Annotated in this window: 8 protein-coding genes; 1 reads left to right on the top strand and 7 read right to left on the bottom strand. The window is 44.1% G+C overall.

Annotated features, from left to right (window positions below):
• Window positions 1-16: 16 nt before the first annotated feature.
• Window positions 17-937 (bottom strand): PorP/SprF family type IX secretion system membrane protein, encoded by a 921-nt coding sequence (locus FK004_RS02590; protein WP_108735839.1) that lies wholly within the window; start codon window positions 935-937, stop codon window positions 17-19.
• Between the two features lie 75 nt (window positions 938-1012).
• Window positions 1013-7111, bottom strand: coding sequence for a choice-of-anchor J domain-containing protein (locus FK004_RS02595; RefSeq protein ID WP_108735840.1), 6099 nt, complete (start codon window positions 7109-7111; stop codon window positions 1013-1015).
• A gap of 209 nt (window positions 7112-7320) precedes the next feature.
• Here FK004_RS02595 and FK004_RS02600 point away from each other — a divergent pair, with 209 nt between their 5' ends.
• A complete protein-coding gene (locus tag FK004_RS02600; protein WP_108735841.1) occupies window positions 7321-8085 on the top strand; it encodes a UDP-2,3-diacylglucosamine diphosphatase in 765 nt (254 codons plus the stop codon).
• 91 nt (window positions 8086-8176) lie between these two features.
• Here the strand turns inward: FK004_RS02600 and FK004_RS02605 are convergent, their stop codons facing one another.
• From FK004_RS02605 to recJ, 5 genes are all read right to left on the bottom strand, one after another.
• Window positions 8177-10048: an OmpA family protein gene (locus FK004_RS02605; protein ID WP_108735838.1), complete on the bottom strand. Its 1872-nt coding sequence runs from the start codon at window positions 10046-10048 to the stop codon at window positions 8177-8179.
• An 18-nt stretch (window positions 10049-10066) separates the two neighbouring features.
• Window positions 10067-10987 carry a PorP/SprF family type IX secretion system membrane protein gene (locus FK004_RS02610; RefSeq protein WP_108735839.1) on the bottom strand — a complete coding sequence of 307 codons (921 nt, stop codon included), beginning with the start codon at window positions 10985-10987 and terminating at the stop codon, window positions 10067-10069.
• A 75-nt stretch (window positions 10988-11062) separates the two neighbouring features.
• A complete protein-coding gene (locus tag FK004_RS02615) occupies window positions 11063-17083 on the bottom strand; it encodes a fibronectin type III domain-containing protein (RefSeq protein ID WP_108735842.1) in 6021 nt (2006 codons plus the stop codon).
• A 423-nt stretch (window positions 17084-17506) separates the two neighbouring features.
• Complete coding sequence (locus FK004_RS02620) at window positions 17507-17860, bottom strand: hypothetical protein (RefSeq protein WP_108735843.1); 354 nt, start codon at window positions 17858-17860, stop codon at window positions 17507-17509.
• Window positions 17861-18112: 252 nt separating this feature from the next.
• Window positions 18113-19810, bottom strand: a complete 1698-nt coding sequence (gene recJ / locus FK004_RS02625) for a single-stranded-DNA-specific exonuclease RecJ (protein ID WP_108735844.1) — start codon at window positions 19808-19810, stop codon at window positions 18113-18115.
• Window positions 19811-19814 lie beyond the last annotated feature (4 nt).

Consider the following 19814-nt stretch of genomic DNA (forward strand, 5'->3'; position numbering starts at 1 on the left):
TTCGCTTTGCTTTAGATTAGAAATATCGTGGGGAACGGGAGACCTTTTTAGGGAAGTTCAAATCAAACAACAACATCACCTCATGAGAGGCTGGCGTTGTTACTTTAAGGTCAGAAACGATATGGTCATAAGCATAACCAATACGTAAGTTCGGGGTGATCGCATAGTTCACCATACCTCCAAAGGAATCATCGATTCGGTAGGTAGCACCGATCTCAAACTTGTCAAAAAACATGAAATTCGCTGAGGCATCCAAAGATGTAGGCGCATTAAAGGCTGATTTAAGCATGAAAGACGGTTTGAATTTTGTATTCTCTGATAAATCAAATACATAACCTCCCGTTAAAAAGTAATGTTGTACTTCTGAGCCATATTCCACCCCGTTGTAATCCAAATGCGCGGATTTGATCATATTAGGCACCGAAAGGGCAACATAGTATTTCTGGGTATAGTAGAAGAATCCCGCTCCGGCATTAAACCGCGTGGTGCTGGTATTCTCTGCAAAGGCGCCATCCGTAGGTACTGGAAGCGTTCCCGCTACCTCGCTGTTAAGCCCGATTTTCTGGAATGTAGCTCCTGCTTTAATACCCAAAGCCAAGCGGTGTTCCCCGCCTAAATTTAATGTATACGAGAAATCCCCATATACATTGTTCTCTTTTACAGGACCAATCTCATCGGAGATAACCGATAATCCCAATCCTACATTCTTCCCAACTGGGCTGTGAATCGAAACTGTTCCTGTGGTTGGTGCATCTTCGATATCAACCCATTGCTTACGGTACAAAAGTCCAACAGCTAAGTTTTCCTTCGAGCCTGCATAAGCCGGGTTTATCACGTTCATATTATACATATACTGCGTATAATGTGGATCCTGCTGCGCATGTGCATCTAAGAGTGCCGTTAATGCTATCAGGGCGGTGAGGTATATTTTCTTCATCTTGATATTTATTATTTATCGCCTGGAGAATCCCTTCCGAATAATCGGAAGGAAAATCCAAACTTATGTTACTCTCTATTTATTAATATAAACCCATCCTGTTTCGTTCGTACCGTTGGTTTTCTCTATCATATAATAGTACGTACCATCTGGCAACTCATCATGATTTTTTGACTGGCCATGCCACTGGTTCGTATAAGCACCCGTAAAGCTATAAACCTCACGTCCGTAGCGATTGAAAATTACCAGTTTCTTAACCCCTAATCCACTTAGGTTAAAGTCATCATTATCACCATCACCATTGGGAGACAAACCTTTTGGAATCCTGCAGAAAACACTCTCCACAGTAAATCCTTCAGTGCTCTCACAATCGCCATTGGTAATTGTTACCGTAAACAATAAAGGCAATGTATAATTCTCGCCCAAAGTCCCAACTACATAATCCGTAACATTAAACACATTACTGTTCGTTCCTACAATTGCACCCTGGGAGGTTTTCCACGTATACGTAACTACCGAGCCATCAAATGAGCCATTCAATGGACTGGCCGTTAACTCCAGCTTGTTGTTTACACAGTCATTCGCAATGGCAATTTCAACATCCGGTGAAAGCGTCAGGCTGAATACACTACTCTGGTCTACACTACATACAGCAGCATTGCCAGTGATTGTATATTTTATCTCATACGTACCTGCTGTACTGGCGGAGAAGTTAAGCTCTCCCGTTACTGCATTAATGCTCAATCCTGATGGCATGGCACTGAATACTCCACCTGGAGTAAACCCTGCTGCCGTGTCCGGGAATGCATTGGCAGAAACTGCACAATAGTTTAGCTCGTATTCAAAATCCGTAACCGAAGCCGTAACCGAATTAACCGTTACTTCAAAATCACTGCTGTTACCAGCAACACAATTCGCCGCATCACCTCCATACGTATACGTGATGGTATAACTGCCCTGGCTACTACCCGATAAGGTGATCGCACCTGTAGCACTATCTACGATAAGACCTGTTGGTACAACACTAAACGTACCGCCGGTGGTGAAGCCTGCTGATGGTACAAAAACGGGGGTAGCACCATTTAAACAGGTTGTAGCATTGGTATAACTAAAGTTCAATTGTGGTTCTGCCAATGGTGTAATCGTAATCGAAACAGCCGTAGCGCCTCCAGGATTACAAACAGTTGCATCCGCCGCAATAGTATAGGTAACTTCATAGGTTCCGGCTGTACTTTGTGGTGCATCTATCGCTCCTGTTACAGGATCAATATTTAAAGTATTCGGTTCTGCCGAGTAGGTTCCTCCTGTTACAAATCCGGTAACCGGAGCTGGTAACACTGGAGCTGCTGTATTGATACAAACAGAAGCTGGTAATGTGAAACCTGTTTCTGGTGTTGTTGGTACAGTTACATTCAGGTTAAAATCGAAAATCCTGAAACATCCGCTGGCAGTTTCTACTCTTACATATACGGTCTGAGGATTTGAAATATTGATATATAATGGCCCGATCGGATCTGTGTCAGCCGCAGCAGTTACTGCATCAAGATGATAGGTAACGGTATAATCAGCTGCGTTTAACCCTGCTAATACATTCGCATCATTCTGGCTCAGGTCAAATTCTGCCACTCCGGAATTTATACTACAAACTGTTAAATCCTGTGCGTCATTATTCGGAGCCACTTCATCATAGAACTCAATATTTATCGTATCTGATGTACCACAGGAGAATCCGATAAGGTGTGCCTGTAATGTATATTCTCCAGGAGTGGTAACTTCCAGTGTAGCACTATTGGCCCCTGGTATAATCACCCCATCATGCAACCATTCGAAAGTATATGCCGTAGCACTCAATCCACTTTGAAGGATGTGGGTTTTCCCAAAACAAAGTGCATTTCCTTCAGCGATCACAAGGTCAACTCCTAAATTTACTTCACCAATATTAAAACTTCCTGCTGCTAAAAATACCGCAGAATCATAACTTGGGTCTCCCCTGTCTGCAATTACCATTTTGATATGGTATGGGGTATTTGGGACTACAGTGGCAGAAGCCTGCATTACTACAGTACGTCCGTTATAGTCGATCGCTGCCGCATCTTCGTTGCCATCATCATAATAGGCACCAAAGAATTCCGGATTCAGAGAACCACAGCTATTATTATAAGCACCATCACGAATTGTAACTACGGATACCGGAGTTGTCGTTCCCGGGATGACCGCTAAATTGACTGCTGTACCGTTTTGGTCGGTTAATATAAATGCAAAAGAATCAGAATAATTACATTGGAAATTACCGTACTCCTCGGAGGCAAACATGAAATCAAAACTCATATTTTCGATAAGCGGTACAAAATCAAACTCCAGTGAGGTTGCATTGTAAGATACCATAGGAGTACCTGTTCCGGCTAATATAATCGCTTCCAGTTCCGGATCACCTGTCCAGTTGTAACCTCCATCTCCTAAACTTTGATAGTTAGGCCCTCCTGAACGAATGGCATCACCTGTTGACAGGACAATTCCACCTTCAAAAGGGAAAGCCGAACCGTTTTGAACGAAGGAACCAATTCCATTCGTAGAACCAAAATTAGTACCTGTAGACCAGGTGATGTTACTTACCTGTGCACAATCCGAACCAATTAAAACATCGGTTACCAATTGCTCTACTGTATATTCTGTAGTACTCACCGCAATTGGAGTCGCCGGTACTTTAATACATACATGGAATGTCGTTGCTGGCGCAGTAGAATATGGTGCATACACCCGTACTTTATAAGTCTGTCCAACTGTAAGCGCATCTAAAAATAATGTTGATAATGAGTAGTTATTGGCACTTGTACATTCACCAACCTGTGTCAATGCACCACAATCATCCCCTTCATATACGGCAAATATCAATGAAGTATCAGTACCTTCTATGGTATTCACGGAGATAGAGTGCGTAGTGGAAATCGCTGTGAATTCAAACCATACATCATCATCCGCAGCCGTTGCACTTCCACAGGCATTCGGCACACTGGAACCTGTAGCTCCAATCAGTGTCCCTGAACCATAGGTAATACATTCTCCTGTTGGATTGGCAACAACTACTGTTGGGTTTTCACATTCATCATTTGAAATCACCGTTACAAACTGTATTGCATCGGACCATGGGCTATCCCCATCAGTACCGCCGCAAATAGCCCGTACATAAAATTCATAAGTCGTTCCGGCAGCTAAACCTGTTGCCGTATACGGATTGGTTGCTGTAACACCAGCTCCGGTAGGAACACCTGTACCTGCAACCTGTACTACCACTTCCCAGGCCGTTTCCGTACCTCCGGGTGTCCATGATAGTATCGCTGAATTCTGTGTTAATCCCGATACCACCAAATCAATTGGTTCCGGACAAGGAGGAACATCTTCAACAATAACATTATCGATATAAATATCGGTATTACCCTGGTATCCAGGCGGCACTACCCATGCAAGATGCACTGTCGAAGCACTATATGGCGCACCTGTTAAAGGCACTATTTTTTTTATGTAATAGCTGTTAGAATAGGTTGTCTCCGGTAACAGCTCATAGATAAAGTCTGCCGGTTCTGTTCCTGTAGTAGACAACATTAATTTAAAACCGGCTTCATTGATACCACTCCAGTGGCTTCCGGTTTTATAATGGAATTTTAACCTTTGATTTCCGGTAAGGTTAAGTGCCGGAGAGATCAACCAGTCATTATTGCTGCTGTTTCCCGTATACACTGTAGCCACTTCATTACCTTCAAAAGGGCCACCCCAGGTATTGTCCATATCCCAGTCGCTGAAATCCCCATTAAGATTTAAAACGGTCCAACATACCTGTGAGGCAGAATCACTGTTAAATCCTTCATAGAAAGGCACATCAAAAGCAGCACATGCAGTCGTAAAAGTAAACGGACCCGTCCATGTACTGTTCCCATTGGTACCACCACACGTTGCTCTTACAAAATAAACATAAGTTGTATTGGCGAATAATCCTGTTTTAATATACGGATTTGTAGCTGCTGTTCCTGACATAGTATCATCTGGAAATGCAGCATCTGGCGCCTGTACAATAATTTCCCATGCCGTTTCCGTATTACCGGCAAGCCAGGACAATTGCACATTATCAGACTGAACATTGGTTACAGCAAGATCTGTAGGTGCTGCACAAGGCGGCTGATCTTCTACGATAACATTATCAATATACAACTGATAACCCGATGGGCTGCTTCCTGGAACATACCAGGCAATATATACCGGACCTGGAGGTATCGTTGACAGGTTTACTACTTTCTCTACATAAGCTCCGTTCGTATATGTTTGCAAAGGAACAAGCTCTGTTGTAAAATCCCCAGGATCAATTCCCGTCGTAGAAAGCATCACCTTGAATTGCATCGGATCAAATTGACTCGAAAGTTTATGTTGGTATCTCAACCTTTGATTTCCGGTAAGGTTAATCGCCGGTGAAATTAGCATATCATTATTATTCGTACTAAAACCTGTATAAAACATGGCGGCCTGATTGCCCTCAAAAGGAGCATTCGTACTATTCAAATCCCAAACCCTGTTGTCGTTATTCAGGTTTAAAACCGTCCAGCAGAATTCGGTAGTTGAATCGGTGTTGAACCCTTCAAAGAAAGGCACATCAAAAGCTTCACACAAAGTGTTGAATCGTAATGGCCCACTCCAGCTACTGAAAGTCCCATCACCACAGTTGGAACGTACATAAAGTTCGAAACCTGTACTTGAGGTCAAACCTGCAGCCGCCAAAGAAGGCGTATTTATAGTTGTTCCTGCACTTTGTGGAACACCTGCATTGACCGGTTGTATCACATACTCCCATGACGTAGCAGTACCACCCTCTGTCCAGGCTAAATTGATACTTGAAGTTGTCGCGCCTGTAGCCGCTAAAGCGGAAGGTTGTATACAATGTTCTTCCTGGATGACCAGGTCATAACCTGTTGTTTGTGGCGTGGCCCAGGTAGAGATCGCAATAATGTAGGTCTCTCCGGCTTGCACCGCCAATGAAGGTATGGAGCGCACTGTAGTGTCGGAATTCGCCACCCCTGCAATACAGTTCACCCCTACATTCTCACATCCGTTATATACAAATATTCCGGAATAGGATGCAGTTGGTGTCATTGTGATACTAATATTGCCCGTTGTTGTGGCAGTATAAGAATAGAAAACATCATTTCCCGTCATATAATTAGTAGTCGATCCACAACCACTACCCTGATTCGCATCTGTAGTATCTGCATAATTCGCAGTATCATCTGTAGTACTATAAGGTAACTGATTTACCGCAATGGCAGAACCACATGTTTCCCCTATAGCTGCTGTATTAAAATTAAACGGCCCGACCCATATACTATTCAGGCCCGATGTACATAAGGAACGTACATAGAATTTATAAGCGGTATCTGCTGTTAATCCCGTAGCATTGTAAGATGGTGTATTTGTAAGTACCCCAGTCGTACCAATAGGTGATCCTACCGGCAATACCTGTACCTCCCACTGTGTTCCTCCTCCAGGATTCGTCCAGCTTAAATTTGCAGAAGTCAGTGAAACTCCTGTAGCGGCAAGATTGGTAGGATCAAGACATTGCTCTACCACACTGACATCATCGATAAACCAACGATCCCCTTGTACAGTACCCACCTGAGTGTGCAATCTTACAAATGCAATGTGCACCGGTTGATTGTGGTATGCTGCAGCGAAATTGACGATTTTTTCTTCATAAATATTAAAGTTAATCGTGTTCATCTCCAGCTCTGTCCACTGCTGAATGACCGTGTAATTGGCTTCATTCAGCTGTCCACCAGGACTTACATCCGTTGACACCCTGATCTGGTAAATCGTGTTTTGGTCTAAAGCAAAACCTTGCCTTGCAAAAAACCGAAGTTGTCCGTTAGTGGGAATTGTAATCGCATTGGTGATTAACCAATCGGTCACAGAACCCCCACTATTGTTATTCCCTCGGTTGATCCAGGCGGCTTTTGTACCGCTATGCACCACATCTGCCGGAGTACCAATGGATGCCCATTCCAGGTTCCCGGGACCGTGGTGAATCTTCGCCCATCCAGTAGGCGGAAAACTCGCGCCCTCAAAGCCTTCCTGACCGTAAACGGTCACGCAGGACAGTAAGAACGTTAAAATTAATAACGTAATTTTTTTCATAAGTTAGTTTGGTTCAATTATTTAATAGAATCCGAATGTATATATTATTTTCCTAATGTGAAAGAAACGTTAATTTAAAACTGCTCATTTTTGGAGATAAAAACAAAATTCTATTTTAATGTTACATTATTATTACAGTGTATGTTACCCCCTTTCAACTCTGAAAAACCATTTGTTTTTTGTATATTTGCGGCTTTATTTTTATAAAAATGGATGTACCTCAGGGGAAAAATATATATTTCGCATCGGATCAGCATTTCGGTGCCCCAACACCTGAATTAAGCAGTATTCGGGAAGCCAAATTTGTTCAGTGGTTAGACGGAATTAAACAGGATGCAGCAGCGTTATTTTTATTGGGTGACCTGTTTGATTTCTGGTTTGAATATAAAACAGTGGTTCCAAAAGGATTTATCAGGGTTCTTGGGAAATTAGCCGAATTGCGCGATAGTGGCATTCCGATTTATTTTTTTGTCGGAAACCATGATCTATGGATGTCTGATTATTTTGAAAAAGAACTGAACATACCGGTCTATCATACGAATCAGGAATTCACCTTCAACAACAAAACGTTTCTTATTGGCCATGGTGACGGGCTCGGCCCTGGCGATAAAGGGTACAAGCGAATGAAAAAAGTTTTTACAAATCCGTTCTCCAAGTGGATTTTCCGATGGTTGCATCCGGATATCGGGGTAAAACTGGCACAGTATCTCTCTGTAAAAAACAAACTTATTTCCGGAGCGGACGATGTAAAATTCTTAGGCGAAGATCAGGAATGGCTCGTATTATACTGCAAACGGAAATTAGAAACCAAAGCCTACGACTTTTTTGTTTTTGGCCACAGGCACCTGCCGATGAAAATTCAGCTTAATGCTGCCGGAGCTGAATATATCAACCTCGGTGATTGGATTGGTTATTTCACTTATGGCGTTTTTGATGGCGTCGATTTTAACCTGAAAGAATACCATACAAAATAAAAAGAGCATCCTTTTCAGGATGCTCTTTTGGTATTTGGGATGTAATGTCCTGTAGTGTCTGTAGCAATGCTACAGACCTACAGACCTCCGGTTATTTTACAATCAAAAATTCTGATCTTCGGTTCAGCTTGTGCTGTTCCTCTGTACAGTTATCACCACAATCTACCTTAGGCTCACTCTCGCCAACTCCCTTACCGGAAATCCTGCCCTTAGCGATACCTTTCGATAAAATGTATTGTACCGTACTCTTAGCACGCCTGTCTGAAAGTTTTAAGTTGTACTCATCCGATCCACGGCTGTCCGTATGGCCTTTTACCAAAATCACCATCTCGGGCTTGGCCTTCATAGCCTCTACCAGTTTGTCCAATTCATAAGCTCCTTCTCTGGTGATGTTGCTCTTATCGAACTCAAATATGATATCATTAAGTACCACTTCCGTTTCCTTGATGATCTCCTCTATCGGGTTGATCGGTGCGTTTACTTTAAGCTCTCCGCCTTTGGTTTTCGCTACCGCAAATGTGCCATTCTCATACCCTGGTTTACTCACCTGGATCGTATACGCCTTATCACATTCTACGCGGTATTCTACACTTCCATCCGACTGGCTTGTTTCCGTACCCACCACACTCTTCTTCTCATCTAATATCGAAACTGTAGCTCCCGATAACGTCCTGCCTGTTTTGGAGTCTGTTACTGTGGCTAAAACTTCAACATCACAAATTGGAGTCGCTTTATAGATATCATCGTTACCTCCAACATTACTCGCGTAGAATCCTACATTCTGAGCTGTATTGAAGCTAAAACCGAAGTCATCCTTTTCACTGTTCACCGGTTTACCCATGTTCACTGCTTCCTTGCCTTTGGCAAGATCTATCGAGAAAACATCAAGGCCTCCGAAGCCCTGCCTGCCGTTAGAGGCAAAGTACAATACTCCGTTGTCCGCGATAAATGGGAAGCTTTCCTTAGCTTCCGTATTCACTTTCTTACCCAGGTTCTCCGGGGTACCAAAGCTGCCATCAGCCTTAATCTCTACTTTCCAGATGTCCGAATCCCCTAAGCTGCCCGGCATATCCGAAGCAAAGTACAACGTCTTGCCATCTTTACTAAGGCTTGGGTTACTCACTGAGTAGTCTTTGCTGTTAAATGGAAGTGGCGTGATGTTACCCCACTGGTCTCCACTGCGTGTCGCCTTGAAAAGGTTCACCTGGCTTGTGCGGGTATTGGCTTTCTTGTCTTTCTCATACAGCTTTTCTTTAAAGCTCTCACTCGAGAAATAAGCGGTCTTACCGTCTGCACTTACTGTTACAGGACCATCATGGTATTTACTGTTCAATGCACTCACTGGCTCTGCCTTGGAGAACGTACCGTCTTCGTTATACGTAGACTGGTAGATATCAAGGTAAGGCTGGTCATTCCATCCGTAGGTCTTACGGCTGGTATTGCGCGCACTGGTAAAGTACAGCGTCTTGTCAACCAATACAGGTCCGAAGTCCGAGTACTCACTATTGATCTCAATCCCTTTAACCGTGTACTGCTTCGTCTTTTTTAATAACGCAGGAAGGTAGTTCGGCTCGGCCTTAAAGGCAATAGCACGCTGGTCGTTGGGCACTAAGCTCGCAAAATGCTGCATCTGCTTGTTCGACTCTTCGTATTTGCCATTGGCTTTGAGCATCTGGGCATAACGGAAATATGTCTCCGCATCCTGAACTCCGGCTTTGATAGCCTGTCCATACCAACGTTCCGCTTCTGTGGTGCTGAATACATTGTAGTAGCTCTCTCCCAATTGTTTGTAAACATAAGCATCGCCTTTACCTTTCTCGGTTAGCTTAAGGTATTCACTCGCTGCATCAACATATTCAAATCGGTTGTACAGCTTATCGGCCTTGGCCGTGTCTTTGTTCTGTGCCGTTAAGGACATACTGCCCGCCAACACAAAACTTAGAGTAATATATAAATTCTTCATGATTCGCTTTGCTTTAGATTAGAAATATCGTGGGGAACGGGAGACCTTTTTAGGGAAGTTCAAATCAAACAACAACATCACCTCATGAGAGGCTGGCGTTGTTACTTTAAGGTCAGAAACGATATGGTCATAAGCATAACCAATACGTAAGTTCGGGGTGATCGCATAGTTCACCATACCTCCAAAGGAATCATCGATTCGGTAGGTAGCACCGATCTCAAACTTGTCAAAAAACATGAAATTCGCTGAGGCATCCAAAGATGTAGGCGCATTAAAGGCTGATTTAAGCATGAAAGACGGTTTGAATTTTGTATTCTCTGATAAATCAAATACATAACCTCCCGTTAAAAAGTAATGTTGTACTTCTGAGCCATATTCCACCCCGTTGTAATCCAAATGCGCGGATTTGATCATATTAGGCACCGAAAGGGCAACATAGTATTTCTGGGTATAGTAGAAGAATCCCGCTCCGGCATTAAACCGCGTGGTGCTGGTATTCTCTGCAAAGGCGCCATCCGTAGGTACTGGAAGCGTTCCCGCTACCTCGCTGTTAAGCCCGATTTTCTGGAATGTAGCTCCTGCTTTAATACCCAAAGCCAAGCGGTGTTCCCCGCCTAAATTTAATGTATACGAGAAATCCCCATATACATTGTTCTCTTTTACAGGACCAATCTCATCGGAGATAACCGATAATCCCAATCCTACATTCTTCCCAACTGGGCTGTGAATCGAAACTGTTCCTGTGGTTGGTGCATCTTCGATATCAACCCATTGCTTACGGTACAAAAGTCCAACAGCTAAGTTTTCCTTCGAGCCTGCATAAGCCGGGTTTATCACGTTCATATTATACATATACTGCGTATAATGTGGATCCTGCTGCGCATGTGCATCTAAGAGTGCCGTTAATGCTATCAGGGCGGTGAGGTATATTTTCTTCATCTTGATATTTATTATTTATCGCCTGGAGAATCCCTTCCGAATAATCGGAAGGAAAATCCAAACTTATGTTACTCTCTATTTATTAATATAAACCCATCCTGTTTCGTTCGTACCGTTGGTTTTCTCTATCATATAATAGTACGTACCATCTGGCAACTCATCATGATTTTTTGACTGGCCATGCCACTGGTTCGTATAAGCACCCGTAAAGCTATAAACCTCACGTCCGTAGCGATTGAAAATTACCAGTTTCTTAACCCCTAATCCACTTAGGTTAAAGTCATCATTATCACCATCACCATTGGGAGACAAACCTTTTGGAATCCTGCAGAAAACACTCTCCACAGTAAATCCTTCAGTGCTCTCACAATCGCCATTGGTAATTGTTACCGTAAACAATAAAGGCAATGTATAATTCTCGCCCAAAGTCCCAACTACATAATCCGTAACATTAAACACATTACTGTTCGTTCCTACAATTGCACCCTGGGAGGTTTTCCACGTATACGTAACTACCGAGCCATCAAATGAGCCATTCAATGGACTGGCCGTTAACTCCAGCTTGTTGTTTACACAGTCATTCGCAATGGCAATTTCAACATCCGGTGAAAGCGTCAGGCTGAATACACTACTCTGGTCTACACTACATACAGCAGCATTGCCAGTGATTGTATATTTTATCTCATACGTACCTGCTGTACTGGCGGAGAAGTTAAGCTCTCCCGTTACTGCATTAATGCTCAATCCTGATGGCATGGCACTGAATACTCCACCTGGAGTAAACCCTGCTGCCGTGTCCGGGAATGCATTGGCAGAAACTGCACAATAGTTTAGCTCGTATTCAAAATCCGTAACCGAAGCCGTAACCGAATTAACCGTTACTTCAAAATCACTGCTGTTACCAGCAACACAATTCGCCGCATCACCTCCATACGTATATGTGATGGTATAACTGCCCTGGCTACTGCCCGATAAGGTGATCGCACCTGTAGCACTATCTACGATAAGACCTGTTGGTACAACACTAAACGTACCGCCGGTGGTGAAGCCTGCGGCCGCGACAAAAATAGGAGTTGTTCCATTACTACATGTTACGAAATTGTTATAAGTGAAGTCCGTAACTGCTGTTGTAGCTGCAGTAATTGTTAGCTCAAAGTTACTTTGTCCGCCCGTATGGCAATTGGTAAGATTCGGAAGGATAGTATAACTAACATCATACGTCCCCGGTGTACTGGCAGCAAGGTCAATTGCCCCTGTAGTAGCATCCAGTGCCAATCCTGTTGCTGCACTAAAGGTTCCCCCAGTTGTAAAATCAGCCACAGTCGTTAATACTGGTACTGCTGAGTTCGAGCAATAGCTTATGGCATCATAGCTGAATCCGGTTACCGGTACGACATTTTCCTGTACGGTTACCACGATTCCCACGATAGCGCTTTCGCAACCTGCAGCCGAAGTCTGGCTCACATAATAGGTTGTTGTTCCTGCTACACTGGTATCCGGAGTTGGTGCTACTGCACTGGCAGTTCCTCCATTCGCAACAGTATACCAATTTAAAGTATTCCCGGCGGTTACCGTAGCTGATACAGGTGTTGCTGCCTGTCCCATACAATAAGTTACATCGGCTACCACAGGTGCACCGGCTGCATTACCATTGAATGTTATTTCCAATGTGCTGGAACAATATAAAGTGTTCCAGTCATAACGGTAAACCCCACTGGTAGTGAAACCTGTAATTGTGGTATTATTTGCCCCTGGGTTACCAATAGTGGTCGCTCCCGGGTTATCGGTATGTGCAATCCATGATCCGGATCCGGCAGCTGCAATTGCTGCTACGGCATTGGAACAATCCAACGCTAAAGGATTCGGAGACAGGATTCCGTTATTAGCGGTAAAGTTGATCGCATCCAGGTAATTTCCTACACTGGCACCTCCTACACTCGAAACGGACTGGAAGATAAACCGCGTAACAGTTTGTCCTGCCGGTACAGTATAAGTTCCTGTATTGTAGCTCCAGGCTGTATTTCCTGTACTCACGGTTGCTACGGTCACATAAGGCCCTCCCGGAGGCCCTGCCTGCAATTGACAGGTATCGGTACCCTGACGTCCACGGTGTGCGAATCCATAAGCAAATACGGTTGTTAAAGGCGTTTCATAATCCTGGTAAATTCCAGAAACTACATTCGCATTCAATTCAATGAACTGGGTTCCTGAATAGGCCGCTACGTTTTCATAATTTGGTGTATTCCAGAATTCCATCATTTCATCGGAAGCTGTTGTTCTCCATCCCGGAACGATATTATGGTTCATAAAAGTAGGATAAGGAGATCCTGACGTAATATCCGGGAACTCAAAGTCATTATTCACCGTATTAATCTGGCACTCTGTTGGGTTATTCCCTGCCGGAGGTAATGGCGTTTTAATACAGATATCAAACGTTGTGGTCTGTAATGCAGAAGCGGAATTGATCATCGCCCTGATTTTATAGGTTTGCCCTACAACCAATCCACTTGCGGTGATGAAGTTATTGGCACTGCAATACATCTGTGTCAGCGCTCCACATTGGTCTCCGCTGTATAAAGCCAGCATAATTGGCAATGGTGCTCCTGCAAAATTCTGAAGTTCTATCAACTGTGTTGTATTCGCAGCTACAAACTGGAACCAGATATCCCCTGAATTTTGTGTCCCACAAGTGGTGGCTTCTGCAGAAGGCGTAGCTCCTACAAAGGCGGCTGAAACAGATTGCAAACATACTTCCTGTGGGTTCACCGGAACAGTTACTGCTGCACTACACTGGTCATTGGCAATCGCTGTCCTAAAGTTCACCGGCCCTGCCCAGTAACTCTGGTCGGTAGCCGAACAATAGGCACGTACATAATATTCGTAAGCCGTAAATGGGATTAGACCTGTTACCGTGTAATTGGCAGCATTAACCTGCTGACCTGCGCCAGTTGGCGTTCCCGTTCCCTGAGGCTGTACCACAACCTGCCATTGGGTTTCTGTACCCCCGGCAGTCCAGGATAAATCGGCTGAAGTAGATGTCGTTCCACTTACCAATAATCCTGTTGGTGCCGGACAGGTGATTACGGAAAGATTCACATTGTCAATCGCTCCCGGTGGCTGTGTTCCACCACTACCGTCATTACGCCACTCGAAAATTACACGCATCATCTGTCCTGCATAAGCTGCAGTCGGAATTACATACGTTGGCGTCAAAAAGTTGGCAGAATTATTCAGGTTTCCACCCAATTGCAAACCACCGCTATTCCCTGTTGTGATCTGAACCCCTGTAGTGGGTACAAATGTTACCGGTACGATCCAAACCCGGATATAATCATAAGGAAATGATGTTCCTTCTCCGACAGCTCTCCAGTCAAAGGCAAGCCCTACCTCAGCGGTACCTGTTGGGATCTGAATATCCCTGTAAGCATGTACTACTGAAGTTGCTGATAATGTGTAGGCATTATTTAACCCATTATCATTTGTAATATATAAAGCATGTGTACCACCATGATTCACGGCAGTTCCCACAATCCATTTATTGGTTTGCGTGCCATTGTTTAGAATCCATTGCGTAGGTCCTTCAAAACCGTCCACATACGGCAATGTTGCCGGTATTTGTGGTGTGGTAAAAGTGTATGGCCCGGTCCAGATGCTGGTGCCGTCTGCCCCACAATTACTTCGAACCCAAAAATAATAGGTCGTGGATGGCGTTAATCCTGTTAAGGCTGCAGTATTGGTTGGAGCAGTTGCGGTTGGCGTAGTTGCTGCAACTGGTGCCGTATTGGTCTGTGACAGGTAATACTGGTAGGTTGGCGTTCCGGAAGCCGGTGCCACCCAATTCAGCGTATTGCCCGTTTGTGATAATCCGGTAGCTGTAATCGCTGAAGGCGCAGAACAGGTAACCAGTGAAACCGATACATTATCAATTGCTGCCGGTGGCTGAGTACCGCCAACACCATCATTACGCCATTCGAAAACCACCCGGACATTCTGGTTCGCATAGGCTGCTGCCGGAATGATAAAGTTCTGAGTGGTAAAGTTGGCCATATTATTAAAAGTACCGCCATATTGCTGTCCGCCGCTATTTCCCGCTGTAATCTGGGTCCCGGGAACCGGCACATAGGAAGACGGCACAAGCCATACCCTGAAATAATCGTAAGCAAACGTAGTGCCTTCACCGATACCTTTCCAGTCGAAAGTCAGGTTGATCTCATTCACTGTTGCCGGCATGTGAAGATCACGATAGGCATGAACTACACTGGTCGCATTAAGGGAATAGGTATTGGTTGCCCCATTATCATTGGAAATGTATAGCGAATGCGTTCCACCGTTATTTACGGCAGTTCCTACTACCCATTTATTGGTTTGGGTACCGTTGTTGAGTGTCCATTGGTTGGTCCCTTCAAAACCATCTGTATAATTTAATACGCCAGGGATCTGGGTCGTAGTAAAACTAATCGGTCCCGTCCAAAGGCTACCGTTATCACCACCACAATTTGTCCGTACCCAGTAATAATAGGTAGTGGATGGCGTCAGTGTAGTAAAGGTGATTGTTGCCGGTGTCACATTTCCGGTAGGTACGGTAGTCCCGTTAGGCGCCGTATTCGTTTGTGACAGGTAGTAATCATAAGTAGGTGTTACCGAAGTTATAGGATTCCATGTGAGTGTAGCCCCGTTTTGTCCCAGTCCTGACATCGCCAGCCCGGAAGGGCCCGGACAGGTGATCAGGGATAAACTTATATTATCAACTACAGCCGGAGGTTGTGTTCCCGCTGAGTTATCATTGCGCCATTCGAATACCAACCGGACGATTTGCCCGGAATAGGCCGCTGCAGGAATGACATAAGTGGCATTCGCAAACGTAGCGGAATTGTTTAAGTTCCCCCCGATTTGCTGACCGCCACTATTCGCTGCTGTAAGCTGCACCCCTGTTACCGGTGAAAATGTGGAAGGTATTATCCAGACCCGTAAATAGTCATAAGTGCTCTCTCCCATTCCTTTCCAGTCAAAAACCAACCCCAACTGATCTACTGCCGCCGGCATCTGTATGTCCCGATAGGCGTGTACTACAGAAGTAGTCCCTAAATTGTAGGTATTGGTCGTTCCATTATCTGTAGAAATGTATAAAGCATGGGTACCGCCATTATTCGCAGCTGTACCAATAGCCCATTTATTAGTTTGTGTACCGTTGTTCAGCGTCCATTGTGGTGTGCCTTCGAAATTCTCCGTAAAATTTAACGGAGCCGGGATCTGAGTGGTCGTGAAATTAAAAGGCCCCGCCCATTCACTGGTGATGCCGCTGCAATTTCCCCTCACATAATAAGTATAATTCGTACTTGGTGTAAGCCCGCTAACCGGAAGCGGATTAGTTGTACCGGTGTGGGTTACTGTACCTGTTGCCGGTGTATTCACGCCAGGCAGCAGTTCAACATCCCATCCGGATGAAGTGCCTGTCCAACTCAAATTAGCCGAATTGGCCGTAATATTCTGTGCCGGCAGTGTTCCTGCAGTAGGCGTAAGACATTGTTCTACTACCCTTACATCGTCCAGAAACCAACGTTCTCCCTGGATTGCACCTACTTGCGTATGTACTTTCACAAATGCGATGTAGACATTCTGATTTTGGTAGGCTGCAGTAAAATTCACCACACGCTCTTCATACGTGTTATAATTGATGACATTCATTTCCAATTCTGTCCATTGCTGGATGACGGTATAATCAGTTTCCAGGTTTTGGGATGTGCTAGACACGCGAATCTGGAATAGTGTTCCCTGGTCTCCCGCAGTGGCCTGCTTGGTAAAAAAGCGCAATTGCCCATTTGTCGGAACAGCTACCTGTTTGGTAATTAACCAGTCTGTAATGGTGCTTCCAACGGTATTCGTTCCCCGGTTGATCCAGGCTGCTTTATCTCCAGAATGCACAGCACCCGCAGTAAGCGTAGTGATCTGTGCCCAAGGGTAAGGCGTCGCAGGCCCGGTATGGAGAGTGATCCAGTCTGTAGGTGGAAAAGCCGCACCTTCAAAACCCTCCGTGAGCTGCCCATAGCCCTTCACGAAAAATATTAAAAATGCAAGAAATAGAGTAATTTTCTTCATAGTTATCAGTTAAAGGTTAAAATTGGTGAATATAGATTTCGAAAATAGCTATAATTTTTTTCTTGCAAAAGAACTGTTAAATCAAATGCTTGTTTTTTAATAAATACAAACAACGTTTACCTAAAATGTTACATAATAAGACATTACATCACAAATCAATTAAAAAATAGTAAATTGACTGAAAGTAGAGCAAAACCCACTGATCCACTATTTTTTCATTCTTTAGTAGCAACAGTACATCAAAAAAAAGGAAGCACTATCGGGTATTTCTTATTTTTAAAACACGCTCTTTTTATCTAAATAAATGTATTCGTTCATTTAAAAGCATACTAAAACACGGGCATACACACCCGACAGCATTGGATGCTGGGCTGAATAATCGGTAAATAAAATTAGGATTGAATTTTAGGCTAAAGCCCTATTTTAATTCTTACAGATTTCCCTGAGGTAATGATCCAATTGGATCTGGAAAACGGTTCCTTGAACAAGGTCCTTGATCTGCATCAGTTCATTTTTTGAAACTGCAAGATCAATATTTTCACATGGGGTTTTCAACAGGAATTTATGGCATTTATTTTTCATTGCACAAGAAGTACAATTGTTCTTTTCGAAAGTGGTATCGATGAGATCCAGAAAACAATCCAATTCCACTTTGCTCAGATAAAAACCGGTTTCCTTAAAAACCAGCTGAATACGGTCTTCCAAAATTTCTTCTTCCTTTTTCCAATAAAAAGCGACTCCGAAATCATTAAAATATATTTGTGCTATCTGCTGCATAGGGCTGTATTTTGAAAAACAAATATAAAAATTAATTTAAAATGATTCTAAATAATATTCATAAAAAAACAACACCTAAACACTAATCACTCAGAATCAATTGGTTCAGTATTTTATCATAGTGGTTATAGTGCGTGAGGGATGGCCGCTGGCTACCGCAGTAGCGCATACAGCCCGGCCCTAAATAAAAAAGGAGCCTTTCGCCGCATTATTGGGAAAGCTCCTTTTTAATTTAGGGACACGTCCGGAATATTACCGGATGTCTTTTAGCCGAAGCTGTAATGTGGTCGTATTATTAAAGTGGTTTTCCTCGATACAGTAAATCCCTTCAAACAGCGCCCGGTCTTTGACCTGTGCTATCTTAGCGCCCAGGTTAAAACCTATTGCAGCAAATCCATCAGGGGTCGCCTGCTGCTGTTGTTTGAGGTACAAACGGATGTGTGCATCCTTTTCGCCCATTGTTTTACCATAACCGGTATCATACAGATTTTTAGTATGGAAAACCGGAGCCATATTCAAAGGCCCAAAGGGAGCGAACTGATTCAGGATCCGGATAAATTTGGGCGTAATGGCATCCAGCTCTATTTGGGCATCAATACTGATTTCAGGGATCCGCAATTCCTCCGGGATGGTATCGGCAACCACCGCTTCAAATTTGGCTTTAAAACCGTCATATTGTTCCGGAAGCAAGGTCAGGCCAGCAGCATATTTATGTCCGCCAAACTGCACGATGTAGTCGGAACAGGCCTCCAATGCATTGTATACATCAAAATCTTTAACGGAACGTGCCGAAGCGGCATACTTCTCTCCGCTTTTGGTAAAGACGAGCGTAGGCCGGTAGTAGGTTTCGGTGAGGCGGGAGGCCACAATCCCAATTACGCCTTTGTGCCAATCCTCCTGGTATACTACAGACGAAAAGCGCTCTTTTTCATTATTGGTTTCAATCTGCAATAAGGCTTCGATCGTAATTTGCTTGTCGAGCCCTTTGCGTTCGGAGTTGTAATTTTCTATTTCTGCGGCAAATTGCTGTGCCTGGTCAAAATTAAACTCGGTCAGTAATTCCACCGCATGATTGCCGTGTTTAATCCGTCCCGCTGCATTGATCCGGGGAGCGATGATAAAAACAACATCGGTAATATCGAGTGTATCTTTTTTCAGTAAATGCACCAGGGCTTTAATGCCCGGACGCGGATTATCATTGATGACTTTTAATCCAAAATGTGCCATAATCCGGTTTTCCCCGGTCATGGGTACTATATCGGCGGCTATAGCAGTAGCGGCCAAATCCAGGTACGAAATCAAATCTTCGATTCCCTGTCCCCGGTTTTGTCCCAGTGCCTGGATCAACTTAAATCCTATTCCACAGCCACACAGTTCATCGTAAGGATAGTGACAATCTTCCCGTTTCGGATCCAGCACAGCGGCAGCATCCGGGAGTTCATCACCGGGGCGGTGGTGGTCTCCTATAATAAAATCGATATTTCGGGCTTTGGCATAATTCACATGCTCGATGGACTTTATCCCGCAATCCAGCGCAATGATCAGGGAGATACCATTATCATCGGCATAATCAATGCCTTTGAACGACACCCCATAACCTTCGTCATAGCGGTCTGGAATATAAGTAGTAATGTCCGGATAATAGGTCTTGAGATAGGACGATACTAAGGACACTGCAGTAGTGCCGTCTACGTCATAATCGCCAAAAACCATAATTCGCTCCCCTGCTGCTATTGCTTTTTCAATACGCGCCACCGCTTTATCCATATCCTTCATCAGGTAAGGATCGTGCAGGTCGTCCAGGGAAGGGCGGAAGAACTTCTTGGCTTCTTCAAATGTTTTTATTTCCCGCTGCACCAATAATCCTGCTATCACGGCATCGACCCCAAGAGTCTCCATAAGGTGCTGTACGGTTTCAGGACAAGGTTCCGGTTTTTGTTTCCAACGCATAAAG

The organism is Flavobacterium kingsejongi (assembly GCF_003076475.1).
GTDB lineage: Bacteria > Bacteroidota > Bacteroidia > Flavobacteriales > Flavobacteriaceae > Flavobacterium > Flavobacterium kingsejongi.

What these genes read in the sequence shown, in the direction of transcription:
- recJ (WP_108735844.1), bottom strand. Translation starts at nt 19,810, where the DNA reads ATGCGTTGGAAACAAAAACCGGAACCTTGTCCTGAAACCGTACAGCAC.
- FK004_RS02605 (WP_108735838.1), bottom strand. Translation starts at nt 10,048, where the DNA reads ATGAAGAATTTATATATTACTCTAAGTTTTGTGTTGGCGGGCAGTATG.
- FK004_RS02595 (WP_108735840.1), bottom strand. Translation starts at nt 7,111, where the DNA reads ATGAAAAAAATTACGTTATTAATTTTAACGTTCTTACTGTCCTGCGTG.
- FK004_RS02600 (WP_108735841.1), top strand. Translation starts at nt 7,321, where the DNA reads ATGGATGTACCTCAGGGGAAAAATATATATTTCGCATCGGATCAGCAT.
- FK004_RS02610 (WP_108735839.1), bottom strand. Translation starts at nt 10,987, where the DNA reads ATGAAGAAAATATACCTCACCGCCCTGATAGCATTAACGGCACTCTTA.
- FK004_RS02590 (WP_108735839.1), bottom strand. Translation starts at nt 937, where the DNA reads ATGAAGAAAATATACCTCACCGCCCTGATAGCATTAACGGCACTCTTA.
- FK004_RS02620 (WP_108735843.1), bottom strand. Translation starts at nt 17,860, where the DNA reads ATGCAGCAGATAGCACAAATATATTTTAATGATTTCGGAGTCGCTTTT.
- FK004_RS02615 (WP_108735842.1), bottom strand. Translation starts at nt 17,083, where the DNA reads ATGAAGAAAATTACTCTATTTCTTGCATTTTTAATATTTTTCGTGAAG.